This window comes from Brevundimonas sp. UBA7507 (assembly GCF_002478355.1).
Lineage (GTDB): Bacteria > Pseudomonadota > Alphaproteobacteria > Caulobacterales > Caulobacteraceae > Brevundimonas > Brevundimonas diminuta_D.
The window spans coordinates 223,967-245,628 of the sequence record NZ_DLNP01000001.1 but is presented as its reverse complement, the minus strand read 5'-3'; the positions used below and the strand labels follow the sequence as shown (position 1 = coordinate 245,628).

The 21,662-nt window shown below is 69.6% G+C and carries 18 protein-coding genes; 6 read left to right on the top strand and 12 right to left on the bottom strand.

Annotation, left to right across the window (positions count from 1 at the left end; translation table 11 throughout):
• Positions 1 to 47: 47 nt before the first annotated feature.
• From B3D50_RS01180 to B3D50_RS01155, 6 genes are read right to left on the bottom strand one after another with little or no spacing between them, the layout of a single operon-like run.
• Positions 48 to 818 (bottom strand): 2,3-dihydro-2,3-dihydroxybenzoate dehydrogenase, encoded by a 771-nt coding sequence (locus B3D50_RS01180; protein WP_286948962.1) that lies wholly within the window; start codon positions 816 to 818, stop codon positions 48 to 50.
• On the bottom strand, positions 815 to 4,705 hold the full coding sequence (locus B3D50_RS01175) for an amino acid adenylation domain-containing protein (protein ID WP_286948961.1): 3,891 nt from the start codon (positions 4,703 to 4,705) through the stop codon (positions 815 to 817). Before B3D50_RS01175 ends, B3D50_RS01180 begins: the two co-directional genes overlap by 4 nt.
• Before the next feature lie 10 nt (positions 4,706 to 4,715).
• Positions 4,716 to 4,979, bottom strand: coding sequence for a phosphopantetheine-binding protein (locus B3D50_RS01170; protein ID WP_024353927.1), 264 nt, complete (start codon positions 4,977 to 4,979; stop codon positions 4,716 to 4,718).
• Entirely contained in the window at positions 4,976 to 5,623 is a 648-nt protein-coding gene (locus B3D50_RS01165; RefSeq protein ID WP_286948955.1) for an isochorismatase family protein, read from the bottom strand. Before B3D50_RS01165 ends, B3D50_RS01170 begins: the two co-directional genes overlap by 4 nt.
• Positions 5,620 to 7,248: a (2,3-dihydroxybenzoyl)adenylate synthase gene (locus B3D50_RS01160; RefSeq protein WP_286948953.1), complete on the bottom strand. Its 1,629-nt coding sequence runs from the start codon at positions 7,246 to 7,248 to the stop codon at positions 5,620 to 5,622. The genes B3D50_RS01165 and B3D50_RS01160 overlap by 4 nt, the downstream gene beginning before the upstream one ends.
• Positions 7,245 to 8,492: an isochorismate synthase gene (locus B3D50_RS01155; RefSeq protein ID WP_286948951.1), complete on the bottom strand. Its 1,248-nt coding sequence runs from the start codon at positions 8,490 to 8,492 to the stop codon at positions 7,245 to 7,247. Before B3D50_RS01155 ends, B3D50_RS01160 begins: the two co-directional genes overlap by 4 nt.
• A gap of 147 nt (positions 8,493 to 8,639) precedes the next feature.
• Between B3D50_RS01155 and B3D50_RS01150 the strand changes: the two genes are divergently transcribed.
• Positions 8,640 to 9,311 (top strand): response regulator transcription factor, encoded by a 672-nt coding sequence (locus tag B3D50_RS01150; RefSeq protein WP_313414200.1) that lies wholly within the window; start codon positions 8,640 to 8,642, stop codon positions 9,309 to 9,311.
• Positions 9,289 to 10,686: a sensor histidine kinase gene (locus B3D50_RS01145; protein ID WP_286948946.1), complete on the top strand. Its 1,398-nt coding sequence runs from the start codon at positions 9,289 to 9,291 to the stop codon at positions 10,684 to 10,686. Before B3D50_RS01150 ends, B3D50_RS01145 begins: the two co-directional genes overlap by 23 nt.
• On the opposite strand, the gene B3D50_RS01140 is transcribed toward B3D50_RS01145, so the two are convergent.
• Positions 10,651 to 11,721, bottom strand: a complete 1,071-nt coding sequence (locus tag B3D50_RS01140) for a LysR family transcriptional regulator (protein ID WP_286948943.1) — start codon at positions 11,719 to 11,721, stop codon at positions 10,651 to 10,653. The two genes, B3D50_RS01145 and B3D50_RS01140, sit on opposite strands and share 36 nt — an antisense overlap.
• Positions 11,722 to 11,892: 171 nt before the next feature.
• Here B3D50_RS01140 and B3D50_RS01135 point away from each other — a divergent pair, with 171 nt between their 5' ends.
• Together B3D50_RS01135 and B3D50_RS01130 are read left to right on the top strand one after the other, a co-directional pair.
• Positions 11,893 to 13,998 (top strand): TonB-dependent receptor domain-containing protein, encoded by a 2,106-nt coding sequence (locus B3D50_RS01135; RefSeq protein ID WP_286948941.1) that lies wholly within the window; start codon positions 11,893 to 11,895, stop codon positions 13,996 to 13,998.
• A gap of 18 nt (positions 13,999 to 14,016) precedes the next feature.
• Positions 14,017 to 15,438, top strand: coding sequence for a YncE family protein (locus tag B3D50_RS01130; protein ID WP_286948939.1), 1,422 nt, complete (start codon positions 14,017 to 14,019; stop codon positions 15,436 to 15,438).
• A 49-nt stretch (positions 15,439 to 15,487) separates the two neighbouring features.
• On the opposite strand, the gene B3D50_RS01125 is transcribed toward B3D50_RS01130, so the two are convergent.
• Positions 15,488 to 16,258 (bottom strand): alpha/beta hydrolase, encoded by a 771-nt coding sequence (locus tag B3D50_RS01125; protein WP_286948937.1) that lies wholly within the window; start codon positions 16,256 to 16,258, stop codon positions 15,488 to 15,490.
• A 67-nt stretch (positions 16,259 to 16,325) separates the two neighbouring features.
• Between B3D50_RS01125 and B3D50_RS01120 the strand changes: the two genes are divergently transcribed.
• Both B3D50_RS01120 and B3D50_RS01115 read left to right on the top strand, forming a co-directional pair.
• Positions 16,326 to 17,384, top strand: a complete 1,059-nt coding sequence (locus B3D50_RS01120; RefSeq protein WP_286948935.1) for a FecCD family ABC transporter permease — start codon at positions 16,326 to 16,328, stop codon at positions 17,382 to 17,384.
• Positions 17,381 to 18,169, top strand: coding sequence for an ABC transporter ATP-binding protein (locus tag B3D50_RS01115; RefSeq protein ID WP_286948933.1), 789 nt, complete (start codon positions 17,381 to 17,383; stop codon positions 18,167 to 18,169). Before B3D50_RS01120 ends, B3D50_RS01115 begins: the two co-directional genes overlap by 4 nt.
• An 86-nt stretch (positions 18,170 to 18,255) precedes the next feature.
• Here B3D50_RS01115 and B3D50_RS01110 read toward each other — a convergent pair whose 3' ends face one another.
• The 4 genes from B3D50_RS01110 to B3D50_RS01095 all read right to left on the bottom strand — a co-directional run bounded on the left by B3D50_RS01110 (position 18,256) and on the right by B3D50_RS01095 (position 21,645).
• A complete protein-coding gene (locus tag B3D50_RS01110; protein ID WP_286948931.1) occupies positions 18,256 to 19,326 on the bottom strand; it encodes a YncE family protein in 1,071 nt (356 codons plus the stop codon).
• Between the two features lie 20 nt (positions 19,327 to 19,346).
• A complete protein-coding gene (locus B3D50_RS01105; protein ID WP_286949104.1) occupies positions 19,347 to 20,477 on the bottom strand; it encodes an ABC transporter substrate-binding protein in 1,131 nt (376 codons plus the stop codon).
• A 122-nt stretch (positions 20,478 to 20,599) separates the two neighbouring features.
• On the bottom strand, positions 20,600 to 21,007 hold the full coding sequence (locus B3D50_RS01100) for an ArsR/SmtB family transcription factor (protein ID WP_076223458.1): 408 nt from the start codon (positions 21,005 to 21,007) through the stop codon (positions 20,600 to 20,602).
• Positions 21,004 to 21,645 (bottom strand): peroxiredoxin, encoded by a 642-nt coding sequence (locus B3D50_RS01095; RefSeq protein ID WP_286948929.1) that lies wholly within the window; start codon positions 21,643 to 21,645, stop codon positions 21,004 to 21,006. The genes B3D50_RS01100 and B3D50_RS01095 overlap by 4 nt, the downstream gene beginning before the upstream one ends.
• Positions 21,646 to 21,662 lie beyond the last annotated feature (17 nt).

Below are 21,662 nucleotides of genomic sequence, written 5' to 3'. Positions count from 1 at the left end.
CGCCACAAGGGCGAGGATGACGGGCGAAGTAAGCGCGAACGGCGGAATCAGGCGCGCAGCGTGGCTCCGCCGTCGACGTAGAGGTCGGTCATGGTGATGTGGGCGGCGCGGTCGGACAGCAGGAAGACCACCGCCTCGGCGATGTCTTCGGGCGTCGCCAGCTTCTGCAGCGGAATGCCCGCCTTGAACGTCTCGGACGAACCGGCGATGACGCGCGCGGCGCCGTCCTCATCGGCCCACATGCCGGTCTGCATCGGCGTCAGGGTCGAGCCGGGGGCGACGATGTTGCAGCGGACGCCCTTCGGCCCCAGCTCCAGCCCCAGACAGCGGGTGAACATGGTCGCCGCCGCCTTGGACGCGGCATAGGCCGCCATCGCATGACGCGGCACGCCCGCCGCGTTGGAGCTGACGGTGACGAAGGCGCCTTTACGCCGCTCGCCCATCCGGCGCGAGACTTCCCGGCCCAAATGGAAGACCCCGTCCGTGTTGACGGCGAAGACGCGGCGCCATTCGGCGTCGGAGGTCTGATCCACCGTCACATTGGACAGGACGCCCGCCACGCTGGCCACGAAGTCGATCGGGCCGTCCTCGACCTCGATGCGGTCGAACAGGGCCTCGACCGCCGCGCCGTCGGACACGTCCAGCGGCTCGACCCGCACGCCGTTCAGAAAGGCCAGCCCCGACAGGGCCGTGGACGGCAGATCGGTGGCGACCACGCGCGCGCCCTCCTCGACCAGCAGGCGCACCACAGCGGCGCCGATGCCGCCGCCCGCGCCCGTGACCAGGGCTAGACGGCCGGACAGTCCGCTGTCTCTCATCGTGCGGTCTCCTCGAAAGCGGTCATGCGGGCGTCCAGCGCCGGGGCGATCAGGGCCGTCGCCGCCGGGCCGGTCAGTTGCGGGTGCAGGAAGGGAACCTCGACCACGTCCAGATCGGCGGCGTAAGGGCGCCACAGGCCGGGCGTCAGGTCGCGCTCCTTGTGATCCAGCGCCGCGCGGACGTGGGTGGTGCGGCCGCCGAAGGGTTTGTGATGGTGCTCACGCACCAGACGGTTGGTGTCCAGCACCACGCGGATCACCCCGTCCAGCGCCGCCTCGGGCAGGCCGCCCAACGCGCTGTCGCCCGCCTTCAGGAAGGCGAGGATGGCCGCGCGGCTGCGTAAGTCGGGATACTGGGTCGGGTCGTATCCGGCGATGGCCAGAAGGGCGCGCATGGCGTCGACGGGGTCCGGCTCAGGCTCGGCGCGCCAGCACTCGGCCGGATAGGAGTCCAGCATGGCCATCAGCCCGACCTTGACCCCGCGCCGCTCCAGCTCGACCGCCGCCGCCTGGGCGATGATGCCGCCCACGGACCAGCCCGCTATATGCACCGGACCGGGCGCGCCCAAGGCCAGAATGTGATCGACATAGGCTGACGCCAGCGCGTCGATTCCGTCCGGCAGGGCGTTCTTCGGGTCCAGCGCGGGCGACTGCACGCCCCACACCGTGCGGCGCGGCGACAGGGCGCGCGCCAGGGTGCGATAGCCCCACGACAGCCCCCCCGCCGGGTGAATCAGGAACAGCGGCGGCAGGGCCGGATCGCCCTCGGCCAGACGGATCAGCACGCCCAGCCCGTTGTCGAAGTCCAGCGCCTCGGCGTCGATCAGGGCGGCCAGTTCCGCCACGCGCGGCCGGTCGAACAGGGCGCCCAGCCCCGGATCGCGCCCCAGCCGCTCGCGGATCAGCATCATCAGATGCACCGCCAGCAGGGAGTCGCCGCCCAGGGTGAAGAAGTCGTCGTCGGCGCCCGCCGGTTCGGCCCGGCCCAGCGTCTCGGCGAACAGTTCAGCGATGATCTTTTCCGTTGGCGTCTCGGCCGCCCGGCCTGCCGCCGCCTCGAATACCGGGGCGGGCAACGCCTTGCGGTCCAGCTTGCCGTTGGAGGTCGTCGGCAGGGCGTCCAGCGCCACGATGGCGGCCGGGACCATGTAATCAGGCAGGCGCGCGGCCAGCTTCACCTTCAGGGCGGCGGGGTCATAGCCCTCGGCTGGGACCAGATAGGCGACCAGACGGCGCTCGCCGGGACGGTCTTCGCGCGCCAGCACCACCGTCTCACGCGCCAGACCGCTGGCGATGACGGCGGCTTCGATCTCGCCCAGTTCGATGCGCAGGCCGCGAATCTTCACCTGATGGTCGCTGCGGCCCAGATAGACCACCGCTCCGTCCGCCCGCCGGCGCGCCACGTCGCCGGTGCGATACAGCCGCTGGCCCGAATGGTGCGGGTCAGGGATGAAGCGGTCCTCGGTCAGATCAGGCCGGTTCAGATAGCCGCGCGCCAGCTGAACGCCGCCCAGATGCAGATGGCCGCCCATGCCGGGCGCCACGGGGCGCAGTCGCTCGTCCAGAATGACCAGCCGCGTGTTCCACACCGGCCAACCGATCGGCATGGGCCGAGACGTATCGTCCGGCCCGGCGGCCCAATAGCTGACGTCCACCGCCGCCTCGGTCGGGCCGTAGAGGTTGTGCAGTTCGGCGCTCACCGTCTGGTGGAAGCGGTCGCGCAGTTCGGCGGGCAGTTCCTCGCCGCTGCAGAAGACGTGGGCGACCGCGATCCCCTTGGCCGCCGAATCGGCCAGAAAGGCCGACAGCATGGAGGGAACGAAGTGCAGGTCGGTGATCGTATGGCGGCGGATCAGCCCGGCGATGGCGGCCGGATCGCGGTGCGCGCCGGGCGGGGCCACGACCAGTTCGCCGCCCGAGATCAGGGCGAGGAAGAACTCCCACACCGACACGTCGAAGGTGGCGGGCGTCTTCTGCAGGATGCGGGTGTGGGCGCCTATGCCGTATTCGGCCTGCATCCACAGCAGGCGGTTGACGATGGCCCGATGCTCGACCAGCACCCCCTTGGGATCGCCGGTCGACCCCGAGGTGTAGATGACATAGGCGGCGTCCTCGCCCCCATGGGCGACGGCAGGCGCAGCCCTGTCCAGCGGCCAGTCGGCGGGCGCCAGCAGGGCTTCGCCGAAGGCGCCGCCGATGTCTTCATGGGCCAGAACGACGCTCGGCCCGGCGGCGCGGACTATGGCGGTGATGCGCTCGGCCGGATGCTCCAGATCGAGCGGCAGATAGGCGCCGCCTGCGCGCAAGGTCGCGACCAGGGCGATGACCAGTTCCAGCGAACGCGGCAGGGCCACGGCGACGAGGCTCTCGCGCCCCACGCCGCGCGTCGCCAGCGCCGAGGCCAGCGCGGCCGTGCGGCGGTCCAGCTCGGCGTAAGTCAGGGTCTGCTCGCCGAAGGTCAGGGCCGGGGCGTCCGGCGTCGCCTTCATCGCCGCCTCCAGCAGGGCGGTCAGCGTCGTGTCGGGAACCGGGTGGGCGGTGGCGTTGAAGGCTTCCAGTTCGCGCGCGGCCTCGCCCGGCGTGGCGATGGGAACCTCGCCCAGCGTCTCGGCGTCCAGCGCGTTCGTGAGGAAGGCGGCCAGACGCTCTGCGTGGGCGGCAGCTTCCTCCAGCGTGTAGAGGTCGGGGTTGGCGTCGACTTCCAGCGTCAGGGCCGGGGCGGCGTCGCCGCGGAAGGTGAAGCTGATGTCGTCCACCGGGCCTGTGCCCAGCACCTTCAGCGTCGTGTCCAGTCCCGCAAAGCGCGGCGGCAGGTCGAACGGTAGGACGTTGACCAGCGGCCCATACAGACGCCGCGCCCCGCCGATCAGGCCCAGATCGCGCCGCAGTTGCTCGCTGCGGTAACGCCCGTGGCGGCGGGTCTTGATCAAGGCCTTGGAGGCCAGGATCAATTGCTCGTCCAGCGGCGCGTCCTCGTCCAGCGTCAGGCGCAGCGGCGGGACGTTCATGATCATGGCGGGCGTGCGCGCCGAGGCGCTGCCCATGCGGCCCATCCACGGCACGCCGATCACCGCCTCTTCCGCGCCCGAGAAGCGGCGGACATAGGCGGCGCCGATGGCCGTCAGCACGTCGGGCCATGACAGGCGCCCGGCGTCGGCGCGGGCGCGCAGGCGGGCCGTGACCTCAGGCGGCAGGGCGCGCTCGATGCGGTGGAAGCGGTGTGCGGTCGTGGCCTTGCCGGGAGCCAGGGAGGCGACCTCGGGCGCGTCGCCCATGACCTCGCGCCAGTAGGCGGCGTCGACCGTGCGCTTGTCGGAGGCGCGATAGGCGGCGTCTTCCTCCCACACCTTGGCGATGGAGTTGAAGACCGGGCCGGGCGCCGGGCCGCCGCGCGCGGCGTTGTAAAGCTCGGCTGTGCGGTTGGTCAGCAGGGCCATGCCGAAGCCGTCGGTGGCCAGATGGTGGACGCGCAGGCTCCACAGGAAGCGTTGCGGTCCCATGCGGAACAGGATGTTGGCGGCCAGCGGGTCGCGGGTCGGGTCCAGCGGCGTCTCGTGATCGCGGCGCATGGCGGCCATGGCCTCGGCGACCGGATCGGCGGCGGCGGATACGTCGACGATTTGAAGCTGGGGCCGATGGGTCGGGTCGAGGGTCTGGAAGACCTCGCCGTCTCGTTCGACGAAACGCAGCGACAGGGCCTCGGCCTCGGCGGCGGTCTGATCGACGGCGGCGCGGAAGGCCTCGACGTCCAGATCGCCCCGGATGTCGAGATAGTGGGCCGTGTTGAAGATTGGATTGGCCGGGTCCAGCCTCTGGGCGAACCACAGGCCGGATTGGGCTTCCGTCAGCGGGTATTCCAGCGCCGCCGCCATGCGTCCGTCGTCCATGATACTGGCGTCAGGCGTCGTGACCGGCGGCGCGCAGGCGCGCCTGAACCACGCTCCACCAGCCTGCGAGCGTGGTGTGTTCGGCCAGTTCGCTGAACTCCAGCGGCACGGCCTCGCTCCACGCCAGCGACAGGTTGAGGGCGCGCAAGGAGTCGACGCCCAGGTCCATCAGATTGTCGTCGTCCAGAATGGAGTCCGGCGTTTCGTGCAGCACGGCGGCGACATCGGCGCGCATCCGTTCCAGCGTCAGATCCTGCGGGGTCAGCTTGGTCATTTCAGTCGTTCCAGAACGCGCGCCGTCGAAAGGGCCACGGCGCAGGTGTCGGCGGCCCAGGCCACCGCGCCCATATGCTTGTCGCGCGAGAAGTCGCCAAGCGCATCGGCGACGAAGAAGGGTTCGATATCACGCTGAAACGCCTCGGCGGCCGTCAGCTGGCAGCCGATGTGGGCGTAGACGCCGCAGACGATCAGCTGGTCCCGCCCCCGCACGCGCATCAGCGTCTCCAGGTTGCTGCGCTGGAAGGCGCTATAGCGGTGCTTGACCAGAGGAATGTCGCCCGTCGCCGGGGCCAGTTCGGGCAGGATGTCTTCATGCTCCGGCGTGCGGCTCATGCCCGGCCCCCACAAATCGGCTTGAAGCCCCCGGTCGCGGCGGTCCTGATCGCCATGCTGGGCGGTATAGAAGACGGGAACGCCCGCCGCACGCGCCGCCGCGATCAGCCGGGCGATATTGGCGATCAGGCCCGGCAGAGGCTCGGCGCCCGGCGCATAGGGGCGCATGAAATAGCGCTGCATGTCATGGACCAGCAGGGCGGCGCGATCGCGCTGCAACGTCCACTGGGCGCGCGAGGCGGGAATGTCCGCCTCGGTCGGCAGGGGGTAGGCCGGGACGGTCGGCAGACCCTTTGATGCGCTCACGCCTTGCCCTCTTCTTCCAGAATGCGCTGGCGAAGCGCGGCGCGCAGTTCGCGGCGGCTGACCTTTCCCACGGCGGTCACGGCGAAGTCTTCGACGAAGACGATCTGGTCCGGCACCTTGAAGTCGGCGATGTCGCGCTTGCGCATCCAGGCCTTCAGCTCGACGCCGCGCGGCGCGGCGCCGTCGGGGATGATGAAGGCGCAGATGCGCTCGCCCAGATAGTCGTCGGGCACCGACACCACGGCGGCGTCGAACACGGACGGGTGGGCCAGCAGATGATCCTCGACCTCCTCGGCCGAAATCTTCTCGCCCGCGCGGTTGATGTGGTCGGTGGCCCGGCCCATGACGACCAGATAGCCCTCTGGCGTGCGGCGCACCACGTCGCCGGTGCGATAGAAGCCGTCCTCGGTAAAGGACCGCGCATTGGCGGCCGGTTCGTTGTGATAGGCGCGGATCGTATAGGGGCCGCGCGTCAGCAGATTGCCCGGCTCGCCCTCGGCCACCGGCGCGCCCGCGTCGTCAACAATCAGGATTTCGTCGTCGGGGCTGATCGGCCTCCCCTGCGTCTCGACAATCAGGCTCTCGGGGTCGTCCAACCGGGTGTAGTTGACCAGCCCCTCGGCCATGCCGAACACCTGTTGCAGGGTGCAGTCAAGTTCAGCGCGCACGCGCCGCGCCGCCTCGGGCAGGAACTTGGCCCCGCCGACCAGCAGCACCTGAAGGCTGGACAGGTCGTGAGTCTTCTTGGCCGCCGCCTGCATCCACAAAAGGGCCAGAGGCGGCACCAGTCCGGTGATCGTCACCCCCTCGCGCGCGATCAAGGGGAAGCAGACGTCCGGCGACGGCGAGGGCGCCATCACCACCGTCGCCCCGACATAGAGGGCGCCCAGATAACCCGGCGAGCTCATCGGGAAATTATGCGCCGCCGGCAGGGCCGTCAGATAGACGCTTTCCGGCTCCAGCCCCGAGATGTCGGCGCTTTCGCGCACGCTGTAGAGATAGTCGTCGTGGGTGCGCGGGATCAGCTTGGACAGGCCGGTCGATCCGCCCGAAATCTGCAGGAAGGCCACATCGGACGGATCGGCGTCATCGCTCGGCAGGGCGGCCGGATCGGCGCGGAATCCGTCGAAGGATGCGAACTCTTCGGCCTCGCCCACCACGACCACATGGCGCAGGTCCGGAACCTCGGCCTGAACGGCGCGGGCCAGGGCGCGATAGTCGAACCCCTCATGCCGGTCGGCGACAACATAGGCCGAGGCTTCGGCGCGCGTCACGAAGTGGACGATCTCGGTCGAGCGGTGCGCGGGCAGCGCATAGACGGGGATCAGCCTGGCCCGGAACAGGCCGAAGATCACGCTGAGGAACTCGGGCAGGTTCGGCAGTTGCACCACCACCCGGTCGCCCGGCTTCAGCCCCAGGGCCAGGAAACCGGCGGCGGCCGTCTCGGCCTTTTGCAGCAGTTCGCCATAGGTCCAGCGCTGGTCCATGCCGACCACGGCGACGGCGTCAGGCTGCGCCTCCGCCCGGCTGCGCAGCAGTTGGGAGAATGTCTCGCCACGCCAATAGCCCTTGGCCCGATAGCGCGCCGCCATGTCGTCCGGCCAGACCTGTTGCAGGGGAATCATACGCTCGCCTCATCCACGCCCAGGGCGCGCAGGACGGCCTGGAACTTACCCGACGTCTCGTCCGCCTCGGCGGCGGGATCGGAGCCTTCGACAATGCCCGCCCCGGCATAGAGACGCGCCTGATCGCCGCACGTCTCGGCGCAGCGCAGCGAGACGTACCATGCGCCATCGCCGAAAGCGTTGGTCCAGCCCACGGCCCCGGCATAGAAGCCCCGGTCATAGCCTTCAAGCGCGTGAATCATCTCGGCCGCCCGGTAGCGCGGCGCGCCGCAGACAGCGGGCGTCGGATGCAGCAGGGCGGCCAGTTCGGCGGCGGAGGTTTCATCAGGGCGATGCAGTCGCCCCTCGATGCGGGTGCCCAGGTGCCACATGGTCCGGGTCGAGACCAGCGCCGGTCCGGGCGGCGCGCGCAGGTCGCTGCAATATGGCGCCAGAAAATCCATTATGGCTTCGACCACCAGGGCGTGCTCGCGGCGGTCCTTGTCCGAGGCCAGCAAGCCTTGCGCCGCCGCCTCGTCCTGCACCACGTCGGTGCTTCGGCGGGCCGATCCAGCCAGAGGATGAGAGAAGACGGCCGGGCCGCGCTTGGACGCCAGCAGTTCGGGCGTGGCGCCGACCAAACGGCGCATGGCGCCGCCAGCCCCCTCGCCCAGAGGCGTCAGAAAGCGTGCGGCGGTCGGGTCGGCCTTCAGGTCGCGCCACAGGGCGAAGGGGTCGATCGCGCCGTCGCCCTGAACCTTCAGGCTGCGCGACAGCACCACCTTGTCGACCGGCTCGGCGCCGCCCTGCGAGGCGCGCATGGCCTCAAGCGCCTGCGTCACCGCCCCCTCATAGGCCGCGCGCGAGGGCTCGGGCGTCAGGGCGCGGATCGAAGGGCGCGACGCCGTGGAAGGCCTGTCCCAGATGCGATTGGCGGCGCGCTCGGGCAGGAACAGGCAGTCGTCGGCGTTGCGGTCGAACGGCAGGGCGCCGACCAGCAGGCGCGGCGACGGCTCATCGGTTTCCGGCGCGACGGGCAGGTCAGCGAAGAAGCGACGCACGCGCGCGCCCAGGGTCGCCGCCGGTCCCGGCGTCAGGCGCTGCTTCAGGCCCGTGGTGAAGAGCCGCAGCTCCGGCGTGCTCAATCCAAAAGCCCAGTCCATGTCGTCCTTCGGCGCGGCGGCCTCATGCCGTTCGGATGCGCCGCCGCCGATCTGAACCGACAGATCGGGCGCGCCCCAGAATTCCGCTACTCTCGACTCCATGCTGATCCCTGCCGCACTCAAGCTGTTGCATATCATTCGCAACAAACTGGCCTATAGCCGAGCAACCTTCGCATTGTCTTGCGGCGAGATTAATTCCAAGCCGGTCTGGTCGTTTCGTCGCAGAGGTTTAGAAGGGCGCTTATGCGAATGCTTGTCATTGACGATGATGCCCGAACCCGCGCCTTCGTGGCCGAAGGCCTGCGCCAGCAGGGGCATACGGTCGATGAGGCGGGCGACGGCGAGGCCGGTCTGCACATGGCGATGGAGGGCGCATACGCCGCCATCGTCGTTGACCGCATGATGCCGGGGCTGCCCGGTCTGGAAGCGGTCCAGGCCATGCGCGCGGGCGGGCTGAAGACGCCGGTGCTGATGCTGACGGCGCTCGGCTCGGTGGACGACCGGGTGGCGGGGTTGAACGCGGGCGCCGACGACTATCTGGTCAAGCCCTTCGCCTTCAGCGAACTGAGCGCGCGGCTGCAGGCGCTGGTGCGGCGTCCCCCGCTGGCCGAAGCCACGACGCGGCATCGGGTGGCCGATCTGGAGATCGACGTGGCCGCCCACCGCGCCACCCGCGCGGGCCGGACGCTGGACCTGACCCCGCATGAGTTCAAACTGCTGGAGCGGCTGGCGCGCAACGCCGGTCACGCCGTGACGCGCACCATGCTGCTGGAGAGCCTGTGGGGCTTTCATTTCGACCCGCGCGCCAATCTGATCGACGCCCACATCAGCCGCCTACGCGCCAAAGTGGATCGCGGCTTCGATCAGGAGCTGATCCACACCATCCGGGGGGTGGGTTATGTCCTCAAGGCCCCGGATTGAGCCCAAACGCCCCTCGGTCTGGTCCACGGCCAGCCTGCGCTACGCCGCCGCCTTCTCGGCCCTGTTCGGACTGGGCGCGGCGGTGATGATCGCGGGCGTGGACTACGGCCTGATGCGCTTCGCCGAGGCCGAGGTCCGCGACGGGCTGAACCACCAGATGGACGTCATGCGCGCCGACGCTGACCGGCACGGCACGGCCCAGTTGGTGCAGGAGCTGAACGCCGAAGCCCGCAACCGCGACGCCCGGCGCTATCTGCTGCTGGTCGAGGCGCCGGACGGCAGCACCTTCTCCAACGGCCTGACGCGGCTGGCGGTCAATGAGACGGGCTTCCGTCGCAACCTGCCCAACAAGGCGCGCCCCGCCCGCTGGCCCGACCAGACGCCGAACATGCTGGCGCTGAGCGCGCGGGCCTCCGACGGCGGCCTGCTGGCGGTCGGACGCGACATCCAGCATCTGGACGAGCTGCGCGGCGGCATCCGCCGCTACGCCCTGATGAGCGGGATCGTCCTGATCCTGCTGGCTCTGGCCGGCGGCTGGTTCGCGGGACGGCTGTTCCTGCGGCGGCTGGAGGACGTCAACCAGGCGGTCGGTCGCATCATCGCCGGCCAGGATTCGACGCGCCTGCCCGCCGTCGGCCTGGGGCGGGAGTTCAACGAGCTGTCGGCCAACCTCAACCGAATGCTGGACCGGCAGGAGGCGGCGCTGACGACGCTGAAAACCCTGTCCGAGGGCGTGGCCCACGAACTGCGCGCGCCGCTGAACCGGGTCCGCAATCGGCTGGAGGATCTGGCCGCCAATATGGACGACGCCCAGGCGCGCGGGGCCGCCGTCGAGCGCGCGCTGGAGGAGACGGACCAGGTCAGCGCGCTGTTCGAGGCCCTGGTGACCCTGGCGCGGATCGAGAGCGGCGACGCCGCCTTGCAGACCGAGCGGCTGGACCTCGCCGCCCTGGCCGCCACAGTGGCCGACATCTACAGCCCCTTCGTCGAAGAGGCGGGCGGGTGCCTGACCGTCGCCCTCGCCCCTACAGGAGCGGTCGAGGCCGACCCCGCCCTGATCCAACAGGCCCTGGCCAACCTGATCGAGAACGCCGTCTTCCATGGCGGCGGCCGGATCGAGGTCTCGACGTGCAGCGAAAAAGGCCGGGCGGTCGTCCGCGTCGCCGACCACGGCCCCGGCGTGCCGGAAGCCGAGCGCGACAAGATCCTGCGCCGCTTCTATCGCCTTGATCAGGGCGGGAGCGGCCATACCTCCGGCGCGGGCCTGGGCCTGGCCATGGTGGCCGCCGTGGCGCGGGCGCACGGCGGCGAACTGCGGCTGGACGACAACCGGCCCGGACTAGCCGTGGAACTGGCGCTGCCGGCCGTCTCCTGAACCGTCTGCGCCTTCAGCCCCCACCGGTGCGGGGCCTGGCTCGAATTCAGCGAAGAGGGCGTCGATCAACCACTGGGTTCCAGCGTCCCCGTCCGAGCGTTCGTGCCAGACCAAGTGGTAGTCGAAGGGCCGCATCTCCTGCGGCGCTGGAAAGGCGCCGAGACCATGCGTCGCCGCGAAATGCTCGGCCGCCCGACGCGGCAGCAGGGCCACCGCCTCGCTGGTCTGCAACAGATAGGGAACCAGGGCGAAGCTCTCGGCCCGCACCAGGACGCGGCGCTCGGCCATGTCCGGCAGGTCATCCGCCACCCAATCGCCGAAGCCGTCCCCCGCCGAGGGGACGACATGGGGCCAGCGCAGCAGTTCGGCGTGCGTCGGCGTCGCCTGATGCACAGGATGGTCCGGCCGCGCCAGGCCCAGATGAGTCTCGCGGAACAGCCAGCGCGACTTCAGCCCCGCGCCCTCGGGATTCCATCCCGTCAGCACCAGATCCAGCCGGCCGTCCTCCAGCCGCCGCAGGCTGGCGTCCGACAGAGGCTCGACCGCCAGTTCCACCCCCGACGCCTCGTGCTCGATACGGGCCAGGGCCGGCGTCAGGACGCTGAGCAGGCCGAAGTCGGTGGAGGCCAGGCGGAACACCCGCTTCATCCGCCCGACGTCCAGGCCGGGGTCGCGCAGCAGGCTCTCGCCCGCGTCCAGCCAGGCGCGCAAGGGACCGGACAGGGCCTCGGCGCGCGGCGTCGGCATCATGCCGCGCGGACCGCGCACCAGCAGGGGATCGTCGAACTGATCGCGCAGCCGGGCCAGGATGCGGCTCATCGCCGGCTGGCCGATGCCCAGACGCTCGGCCGCGCGCGAGACGCTGCGCTGCTCGATCAGCACCTGAAGATGCTGAAGCAGGGTGAAATCCACGCGGTGGGGAAGTCGCCCCGACATATGGCCTCGCTGCATGACGCCCGACGCGCCGGCCTTCGCTGTATTAAGAACGCCTCTTAATTGCAACACATCGACATAGCCCTTTGCTCCCCGGCCCATCGTGCCTCCGACGGCCGCGCCCTCATGCGGCTGGGCGAATAGGCCCCATGCCGAATCCGACATTGAGACAATATTGCGAATGATTATTAGGAGCGAGCCGCTCGCACGGTCGAGCTTTCCTCCCCTCCTCGGGCGCTCGTCGCCCGCCAACGCACGCCTTTGGGGGCGCAGATGCACCTTTCGAAACGCCGCATCGGGCTGGGCCTGATGACATCAACCCTTCTCGCCGCCTCGCCGGTTCTGGCCGAGACCGCCCTGCCGGACGCCTCCGGCGTCGATCCCCAGGCCACCTCGGTCGGCGACGTCATCGTCACGGCGTCAGGAACGGCCGTGGACGTCCGCAACGCCCCGGCTTCGGTCAGCGTCATCACCCGCGACGAGATCGAACGTCAGCCGGTCCAGAGCCTGGGCGAACTGCTGGGCCGCCTGCCCGGCGTGACCGGCGGCGTCAGCCCGACCGGCGCCATGTCCAAGATCACCATCCGCGGCCTGCCGGACAACTACACCCTGGTGCTGGTCGACGGACGCCGCGTCGGCAACTCGCGCGACATCAGCTATCGCCCCGACCTGGGCCGACAGGATCTGAACTGGATCTCGCCCGACATGATCGAGCGCATCGAGGTGGTGCGCGGGCCGATGTCGTCGCTCTACGGCTCCGACGCCATGGGCGGCGTCATCAACATCATCACCCGCAAGATCGCCCCGACGTGGCGCGGGTCGGCCAACACCAGCTATACTTGGTCCGAGGATTCCGAGCGCGGCGACGCCTATCAGCTGGGCGTCAACGTGGCCGGCCCGCTCACGGAGAACCTGGGCCTGCGCCTGGGCGCGACCTACGCCCGCACAAATCCGGACGAAGTGAACCTCTCCGGCGCCAACGGCACGGGCGGCGTCGTCAACAAGAGCCTGAACGGCGTGCTGAACTGGGCGCCCGTCGAGAACCACAACCTCTCGTTCGAGGCCAACTACGGGTTGGAGGAGCCCCTAGCGCCCAAGCTGCTGGTGCCGAACCGCAACGGCGTGCTGACGCCGCAGGGGGCCTTCGGCTCGGAAACCGAACGCACCAACTTCCGCGCCAGCCACGAGGGCGAATGGTCCTTCGGCAAGACGCGCCTGGACGTCTATCGCAACGCCTTCGAGAACAAGGCGATGGGCGAATACGGCGGCTCGGCTGAGTTCGAGGAGCTGATCGTCGACGGCCTGTGGAACCTCGAGAAGACCTTCGTCTGGCAGCACAAGTTCGCCCTCGGCGCCCAGTATCGCCAGGAAGAGCTGACCAACACCGACACCATCGGCACGGTGCCGATCGACTATGACGGCAACGTCATCACCGGCGCCACGCTGAAGGGCGACACGGCGGCGATCTTCGCCGAGGACCAGATCACCCTGCGCGAAAACCTGCTGCTGACGCTCGGCGGCCGCCTGGACAGCCACGACAAATACGGCGAGCACTTCAGCCCGCGCGCCTATCTGGTCTGGCGCCCGGCCGAGGCCTGGACCCTGCGCGGCGGCGTCTCCAAGGGCTTCCGCGCCCCGTCCCTGAAGGAAAACAGCGCCGGCGCCGCGACCCAGTCCGGCGGCAACGGCTGCCGGGGCCTGATCGGCATGGCCGCCAAGGACAAGAACGGCAATCCGATCCTGGACGGTAACGGCAATCCGCTGGTCTACACCTCGGGCGGCTGCTGGATGGCGGGCAACCCGAACCTCAAGCCCGAGGAAAGCACCAGCTACGAGTTCGGCTTCGCCTATGACGGCGACGCCTACAGCTTTGCCGCCACCTATTTCCACACCGACTTCGAGAACAAGATCCAGTACGCGCCGCTGGGCTATTTCGAAGGCCGCTGGTGGACCAAGAACGAGAACGTCCAGCGCGCCCGCACCAAGGGCCTGGAGCTCAGCGGTTCTGCGGCCCTGCCCTACGACCTGACCCTGCGCGGCAACGCCACCTGGATGATCGAGGCCAAGAACCTGGACACCGGGGCCAGCCTGATCACCACGCCGGAATGGTCGGGTTACGCCTCGCTGGACTGGCGGGCGACCGATCGTCTGGGGGTCATGCTGTCGGCCCAGTACACCGGCGAACAGTTGAGCGGCGGCTCGACCCTGACCAACGCCCGCACAGAATTCGACCTGACCACCGCTTATGAGGCGTCCGACACGGTGACGCTGCGCACCGGCGTCTCCAACCTCTTCAACGAGAGGGTCAGCGGCGCCGCCGGCGACGGCTACTACTCGCCCGGCCGCCGCTTCTTCGTTGGCCTGACCACCCGCTTCTGATCCGGAGAAACTGCGATCATGACCACCCTGAGCAAATCCCTTCGCGGCGCCGCCTTCGGCGCCCTTCTGGCGGCTTCGGCCGTCGCCGTGCCGACCACGGCTTCGGCCCAGGCCCTGTTCTCGGCGCCCGAGCGTCTGGACGGCGGCCAGGTCGGCTTCTCGTCCGGCGAGCGCGGCAAGCCCGTCCTGCCGGGCGGCCCGGTCGTGGCCAATGGCCGCGGCTTCCATCCGGGCCAGAGCATCGTCCTGATGTACGGTCAGACGCCGCTGTCGACCGGCCCGATCACGGCCGACGCCGAGGGCGGCTTCGAGGCGCAGCTGACGCTGCCCCCCGACGCCCAGCCCGGCAACCACCCGATCGTGGCGGTGTCGCAATCGCCCTACAACGCCGTTCTGGCCGATCTGAAGATCTCGCCGAACGTGCCGCTGTCGAACGAGGCGGCCTATCGGATCACCAGCATCCAGCCCACGCGCGGCCTGTACCAGACCGCCTATAGCGCCAAGCGCAACGCCGTCTTCGCCACCTCGGCGGTCGGCCGCCCGCCGGTGCGTCAGTCGGAACTGCTGCGTCTGAACGCCGACACCCTGGCGGTCGAGGCCCGCGTCACCCCGGCCGCCGCGCCGGGCCGCACCGGCCGCGACGGCCAGCCCCAGGACGGCGGCGTCTTCGCCGTCTACGGCGTCGGCGTGGATGACGCCAACGACACCGTCTGGGTCTCGAACAGCCGTCAGAACACGGTCGCCGTCTATCGCCAGTCGGACCTGTCGCTGGTGCGCCAGTTCGAGCCGGGCACGGTCAACCACGCCCGCGACGTCGTCATCGACGAAGAGCACGGCAAGGCCTACGCCAGCGCCACCTTCGAGCCCGAGGTCGTGGTGTTCGACACCGCCGGCCTGACGGTGGCCAAGCGCATCAAGATCGACTCGACCGTGCGCGGCGAGACCTTCTCGGCCGCCAGCGTCTCCTACGACCGCGAGGCGCGCCGCCTGTATGTCGCCTCCAACTCGACCAATGAGGTCGCGGTCATCGACGCCGCCGCCGACACCGTGCTGAACGTCTTCCGCGTGCCCGGCGCGCGCAGCGTGATCGGCGTCTCGCACGATCCGCAGACCGACCGCATCTTCGTCGCGGCCCAGGGCACCGACAACCTGGTGGTGCTGGACGGTTCGGACGGTTCGGTCGTGGCCGACACCCCGGTCGGCGCGGGCGCCCTGAACGTGGTGTTCGAGCCGAAGTCGCGTCGCGCCTTCGTCAGCACCTTCGGCGCGGGCACGGTGACAGTGACGGACGTCGACGGCCGCATCGTCGCCAACCTGCCCGCCCCGCCGGTGGCGAACCACGTCTCGACCGACGGGCGCGGCAACGTCTATGTCGCGGTCAAGTCCGGCTGGACCACGGACGGAAACGACTCCGTGCTGCGCATCCGCCCGGCGCGTTGATCCGAACAGCCCCCGCGCCCGGCGCGGGGGCTTTTTCTCGCCGCCCCGTCTAGCCTCGATAGGGCGCGGCGAAGCGCAGGACGGCCGGCAGGGCCGCATAAGGGGTCGAGCCGTGATCCTCGTCATCAAGCACCCGCAGGCTCGCCCCACGGGCCTCCAGATCGCGGGCGTTGGAGACCATGCGCCTAGCCAGGTGCGCGGGCGGCAGCCCCTCCATCTCCTCACGGGCGCCGACGGCGACCAGCAGGTTCGCGCGCTCGGGCTGGGCGGCCACCACCGCCGGGTTCCACCAGATCGACGGGCTGATCGCGGCGTAGCGGGCGAAGGGCGCTCCGGCCGCGCGCGCCTCCAGAACGAAAAGACCCGACATCGAATGGCCCATCAGCACCGCCTGCGCGGGATCGGCGCCCAGGGTCGCCAGTTGCGGCAGCACCTCCGAACTCAGGCGCGCCAGCAAGGCTGCGCCCTGCGGCTCCGGCGCCTGGCCCTGCGGCCCCGGCGTGAAGGCGTAGGCGGCCACGCGATCGGCCACGCCCGACAGGCTGACGCCCGCCGTCATCATCGCCTCCACCCGCGTCTTGGCCGAGCGCCGCAGCAGCCGTCCGGACACCTGAGCGGCCGTATCGAAGAAGGCCTCCCCCTCCAGCAGCACCAGAACCGGCCAGCCGCCGGGCGGCCGTTCGCCCTGCGGCGTCGCCACCCGCACGTCCACGGCGGGGGCGCCATCGACAGCGGGCAGGCGGATAGCGTAGGGCTGGGTCGTGTCGGGAGCCGCGTCCTTCTGGGACGGGTCTGCAGGGGCGGGCGAGGTCAGCGTCATACGGCCACCCTAGCCTATCTGGCCATTGATATGTATTGCGACGCATTCTCTGAGTGGAGTTCGTGAATTGGCGAACGCTGAAAACGCCGTGCCCGAGGCGGTCGTCGCCTATTCCAGAAGCGTGCGGACCAAGCTGTTCGCGATCGCCGTCCTGGCCGCGCTGGCGGCGGCGGCCCTGCTGCTGGACATCGCCACCGGTCCGTCGTCGATCTCGCCCCTGACGGTGCTGCAAGGGGTGTTCGACCCGTCCAGCCTGAGCACGGCCCAGCAGGCCATCGTCTGGCAGGTGCGCCTGCCCTACGCCCTGATGGCGATGATGGTCGGCGCCGCCCTGGCTCTGGCGGGCGCCGAAATGCAGACCGTGCTGAACAATCCGCTGGCCAGCCCCTTTACGCTGGGCGTTTCGTCGGCGGCGTCGTTTGGGGCTTCGTTGGCGATCGTGCTGGGTCTGGGATCGTCCTTCATCGGGGCCGACTGGCTGGTGCCGCTGAACGCCTTCGTCTTCGCCTTCGGTTCGGTGCTGGCGCTGCAGGCCCTGGCGCGGATGAAGGGGTCGGGGATCGAGAGCATCGTCCTGTTCGGCATCGCGCTCGTTTTCGCCTTCAACGCCCTGACGGCGCTGGTGCAGTTCCTGTCCTCGGCCGAGGCGCTGCAGCAGCTGGTGTTCTGGACCATGGGCTCGCTGTCGCGCGCGACCTGGAGCAATGTCGCGGCCCTGGCGGTCGTGCTGGTCGCGGTGACGCCCTTCTCGCTTCTGTCGTCGCGCGCCCTGACGGCGCTGCGGCTGGGCGAGGACCGGGCCATGAGCTTCGGCGTCGATGTGAAGCGGCTGCGCTTCCTGTCGCTGCTGCGGGTCAGCCTGCTGTCGGCGACGGCCGTGGCCTTCGTCGGCGCCATCGGCTTCATCGGTCTGGTCGGGCCGCACATCGCCCGCCTGCTGGTGGGTGAGGATCACCGCTACTTCCTGCCCGCCAGCATCCTGGCCGGGGCGGTCATCATGTCGCTGGCCTCGGCGGCGTCCAAGATCATCGTGCCGGGCGTACTGATGCCCGTCGGCATCGTCACCGCCGTCATCGGGGTGCCGGTCTTCCTGCTGCTGATCTTCCGCAATGGAGGCCGGGCATGAGCGACCTCACGATCAGCGGCCTCGACGCCGGTTACGGCGGCCAGCCCATCATCAGCGGCTTCAGCCTGCCGCCGCTGACCGCAGGCGAAGTCGTCTCGGTCGTCGGCCCCAACGGCGCGGGCAAGAGCACCCTGCTGCGCAGTCTGGCGGGCCTGATCCCGGCGCACGGCTCGATCCGGCTGGACGAGGCCGAACTGACCCGGCTGTCGCTGGCCGACCGGGCCAAGCGCGTCACCTACATGCCCCAAACCCTGCCGCAGGGCGTGGCGCTGACGGTGCTGGAGACGGTGGTGGCCTCGATCCGCGCCACGCCCCTGCGCGGCGCCGTCTACACCGACGCCCAAGCGGCCGAGCGCGCCTATGAGGTGCTGCAACGGATCAACGCCGAGGCCCTGGCCGGGCAGCGGCTGGACCGGCTGTCAGGCGGGCAGAAACAACTGGCGGGTCTGGCCCAGGCTTTGGCGCGCGAGCCGCGCCTGCTGCTGCTGGACGAACCCACCAGCGCCCTGGACCTGCACTATCAGCTGCGCGTGCTGGACCTGGCGCGCGAGGCGGCGGCCGAACGGGGCATGACGGTGATGATCGTCCTGCACGACCTGCAGGCGGCGGCGCGCGTGTCCGACCGGATCGCCGTCATGGCCAAGGGACGGCTGGTCGCCTTCGGAACGCCGGACGAGGCGATCACGCCCGATATCCTGGCCGAGGTCTATCGCGTCTCGGCCCGTGTCCAGCGCTGCGACCGCGGCGCGCTGCAGGTCATGATCGACGACGTGCTGACGGGCTAAGCGTCCCGTCCGCCAATCTCTTCAAGCCAAGAAAAAGGCCCGGCTGCATCTGCGGCCGGGCCTTTCCTTATTCAGTCCCGATCGGATCAGGGACGGATCAGCGTCACCACGTCGCCGGTCGGGTCGACCGGGACCGGCGTGCCCGCCGGGGCGCCGCGCGGCAGGCCGCGGGCCTTGTTCGAGACGTAGACGGCGTTGGTCGCGCGGTCGATGGCGATGGTCTGGGGGAAGGTGCCCGTCTCCAGGTTAGCCTTCACCGCATAGGTGTCGGAATCCAGCACCGTCACCGTGCCCGCCTGGCGGTTAGCGACGTAAATCTGCTTGACCGCGCCGTTATAGGCGACGCTCAGGGCGCCCGCGCCGGTGGCGACCTTGTGAATCAGGGCGCCGGTGTCGGCGTTCAGCACCGTCAGTTCGCCCGATTTCTGATTGGCGACGAACAGGCGGCGGCCTTCGGAATCGACGGCGACGTTGATGGTCGAGTCGCCGTGCGACGGCCATTTGCCGACCGTCTCCCCGGTGGCCAGGTCGATGGCGGCGACTTCGTTGCTGCTCATGCCCGTGACGTAGAGGCGGTTGGTCGCGGGATCGAGCGCCGCGCCGGTCAGGCCGCCGACCGTGGCGGTGATGGTGCGTTCGACCGTGTTGGTCGCGCCGTCGATGACCCAGATCAGGTTCGGCTTGGAGGCGTCGCCCGCCTCGCCGCCGACAACACTGATGTAGACCTTGTTGTTCGCCTCATCGACGACGACCTGGCGAACGTGGGCGCCCTCTTCGTCGCCGTTGCGGATGGTGGCGATCACTTCGCCGGTGCGGGCGTTGATGGCCGTGATCACGCCCGAACGCGTGTCCGTGCCGTACAGCACCTGGGTGCGAGTGTTCAGGTTCAGGCCGTAGAGCGGGTTGGCCGAGACATCGACCGAGGATTCCGGCGCCAGCGTCTGACCTTGCAGGCGCACGATCTGGGCCTGGTTGGCGCCGCGCGGGCCGACGGCGGCGACATAGAGGTCGTTGTCGGCCGGATTGAAGACGATCTCGTACAGGCCGCCGGGGGCGACCTTGACGGTCTTCTCGATCGTCTGGGCCGAGGCGGTCGACGCCATCGCCAGGGCGGCGAAGGCGGCGGCGGTCAGAATGCCGTTGCGAAGGGTGATCATGACGGTTCTCCGGGATGAAATCAGGCGGCCGGGACCAGGTCGGTCCAGTAGTCCCCGCGATAGGGGACGGCCAGGAAGTCCTTGTTGATGGCGTCCAGCGTGGCGCGCGGGTCCAGGTCGGCGAACAGCTCGGGCTGGATCCACTTGGCCAGGACTTCGGCAGCGACGATGTCGATGGGCGAGTTGATCAGCTGGTGCGACAGACCGTGCACCCTGCCCTCGCGCACCGCCTTCAGGGTCGACAGGCCGCGCCGCCCGGCCACGCGGCGCAGCGAGGCGCGCGACGTCTCTGCGTCATATTTCGGGCCGACGACGAAGCCGCCGGTCTTCTCCAGATGCGGGCCGCCGGTGGCGATGTAGATGTCGGGATCGCGCTCGACCACGAACTCCAGGTTCAGCTTGCCCGACGGCTGTTTCAGCACCTCGGCGCCGATGTTGCGGGCGCCGACGAAGGTCAGATAGTCGCCGATGTTCCCGGCCCCCACCGAGTTGCAGCAGTCCGGCCCGTTGCCCGCGTGGGCCTCCAGGAAGACGGTCGGCTTCTGCTCATCCTTCAGCCCGGCCACACGATCGGAGATGACTTTCAACCGGGCGGCGCGGAAGGCGTTGTAGGCTTCCGCCTGCTCCTCGCGGCCGATCATGGATCCCAGCAGGGACAGGCTGCGCGGCTGGTTCTGGAACGGGTGCTGGAAGAAGTCGATGTAGGCCACGCGCACGCCCGCCTGCTCCAGCTGGGCGGTCTGGGCGTCGGTCGGGCCGGAATCCAGCGACACCAGGGCCACCTGCGGCTGGGCGCCCAGCACGGCTTCGACATTGAAGGCGGCGGCCGAACTCGGCGTCTTGGGCAGGGCCGCCAGCGTCGGCGACCTCTCCAGATAGGCGGCGTAGATGTCCGGGCTGAGGCGGTTCACGTCGCCCGCCCAGGCGGCCAGCAGGCTGACCGGATCAGGGTGAATCAGCGACAGGGCGATCAGGAAGCGACTGTCGTCGATCGACAGCTTCGTCACCGGCGGAGTGATCGCCAGCGGCCGGTCGCGCAGATCGGTCAGCAGGGAGGTCGGCGCGGCCTGGTCGCGGCGCGTGCAGGCGGCGGCCCCGGTCGCCATCAGGGCGGCGGCGCCCAGCAGCAGGGCCCGACGTCTCAACCTCACCTCGACCATCGACCCGTTCTCCGCCCATTCATCAGCGACGCCAGCGGCGTTTCGCCTCGACGCTTAATGATAATCAGTGTCAGCTTCAATCGCTGATTTGTCGCATGAGGCGGCGCGATTGTTCAGCGCGGCGGGATGATCCGGGCGAAACGGGCGGCGTCCCCGCGGGGAAGCGCCTGGTCCGGCGCCGCTTCCTGACGCACGGCCTCGGTCAGGGCCTTGGGATCGTCGCAGAAGATGCGGTGCAGCATGGCCATGACGGCCTCGGCGCGTTCGTCAGCCAGCGAATAATAGATGGAGCGCGACTCGCGCCGGGTCTTCACCAGCCCCGACTGGCGCAGCTCGGCCAACTGTTGCGACAGACCCGGTTGGCGCAGGCCCAGCTCCTGTTCCAACTGACCGACCGAACGCTCTTGCTGAGCGATATGGCACAGGATCAGCAGGCGATTGGCGTTGGCCAGTTGCCGCAGCAGTTCAGCCGCCTCGGGCGCGGCCGCCTTCAACCGTTCCAGATCGCCGCCGGGGGTCATCGCGACGCCGGTTGATAATACCAGGCGTCATCGCCCAACAGCACATCGCCCAGGTCGGTCGGCGCCGCCTGAAGCAGGGGCGCGCCCGGCGTCCAGCCTTCGGGCGCCGAGGCCCCTTCCCGATCCGCCGCCTGCAGGGCCATGACCAGCCGCAGCAGCTCCTCGATCGAGCGGCCGACGTTCATCGGATACCAGCTGATCGCCCGCACCACGCCGTTCGGATCAATGACGAAGGTGGCGCGCACCGAGGCGCTGTCGGGCGCCGCCGGGTCGATCATCCCATAGGCCTGGGCGATGACCATGGAAGGGTCTTCGATGATCGGAAACTCCACCGTCACGCCGAAGCGGTCACGGATGTCCTTCAGCCAGGCCAGGTGGGAATAGAGGCTGTCGACCGACAGACCCAGCAGCTCGCAGCCGATGGCGTTGAAGTCCGCCTGACGCCGGGCCAGGGCGATGAACTCGCTGGTGCAGACCGGGGTGAAATCCGCCGGGTGCGAGAAGAAGGCCAGCCACCGCCCGCGATAGTCGCTCAGCCGACGCTGGCCCCGCGTCGTGCGCGCGGCGAAATCCGGCGCCGCCTCATTGATCCGCAGAGGCCGCAGCAAAGGCGTGTCCGTCATCGAGTCGGTTTCCATATCCCTGAGGTAGGCGA

What these genes read in the sequence shown, in the direction of transcription:
- B3D50_RS01180 (WP_286948962.1), bottom strand. Translation starts at nt 818, where the DNA reads ATGAGAGACAGCGGACTGTCCGGCCGTCTAGCCCTGGTCACGGGCGCG.
- B3D50_RS01175 (WP_286948961.1), bottom strand. Translation starts at nt 4,705, where the DNA reads ATGGACGACGGACGCATGGCGGCGGCGCTGGAATACCCGCTGACGGAA.
- B3D50_RS01170 (WP_024353927.1), bottom strand. Translation starts at nt 4,979, where the DNA reads ATGACCAAGCTGACCCCGCAGGATCTGACGCTGGAACGGATGCGCGCC.
- B3D50_RS01160 (WP_286948953.1), bottom strand. Translation starts at nt 7,248, where the DNA reads ATGATTCCCCTGCAACAGGTCTGGCCGGACGACATGGCGGCGCGCTAT.
- B3D50_RS01155 (WP_286948951.1), bottom strand. Translation starts at nt 8,492, where the DNA reads ATGGAGTCGAGAGTAGCGGAATTCTGGGGCGCGCCCGATCTGTCGGTT.
- B3D50_RS01150 (WP_313414200.1), top strand. Translation starts at nt 8,640, where the DNA reads ATGCTTGTCATTGACGATGATGCCCGAACCCGCGCCTTCGTGGCCGAA.
- B3D50_RS01145 (WP_286948946.1), top strand. Translation starts at nt 9,289, where the DNA reads ATGTCCTCAAGGCCCCGGATTGAGCCCAAACGCCCCTCGGTCTGGTCC.
- B3D50_RS01140 (WP_286948943.1), bottom strand. Translation starts at nt 11,721, where the DNA reads ATGGGCCGGGGAGCAAAGGGCTATGTCGATGTGTTGCAATTAAGAGGC.
- B3D50_RS01135 (WP_286948941.1), top strand. Translation starts at nt 11,893, where the DNA reads ATGCACCTTTCGAAACGCCGCATCGGGCTGGGCCTGATGACATCAACC.
- B3D50_RS01130 (WP_286948939.1), top strand. Translation starts at nt 14,017, where the DNA reads ATGACCACCCTGAGCAAATCCCTTCGCGGCGCCGCCTTCGGCGCCCTT.
- B3D50_RS01125 (WP_286948937.1), bottom strand. Translation starts at nt 16,258, where the DNA reads ATGACGCTGACCTCGCCCGCCCCTGCAGACCCGTCCCAGAAGGACGCG.
- B3D50_RS01115 (WP_286948933.1), top strand. Translation starts at nt 17,381, where the DNA reads ATGAGCGACCTCACGATCAGCGGCCTCGACGCCGGTTACGGCGGCCAG.
- B3D50_RS01110 (WP_286948931.1), bottom strand. Translation starts at nt 19,326, where the DNA reads ATGATCACCCTTCGCAACGGCATTCTGACCGCCGCCGCCTTCGCCGCC.
- B3D50_RS01100 (WP_076223458.1), bottom strand. Translation starts at nt 21,007, where the DNA reads ATGACCCCCGGCGGCGATCTGGAACGGTTGAAGGCGGCCGCGCCCGAG.
- B3D50_RS01095 (WP_286948929.1), bottom strand. Translation starts at nt 21,645, where the DNA reads ATGGAAACCGACTCGATGACGGACACGCCTTTGCTGCGGCCTCTGCGG.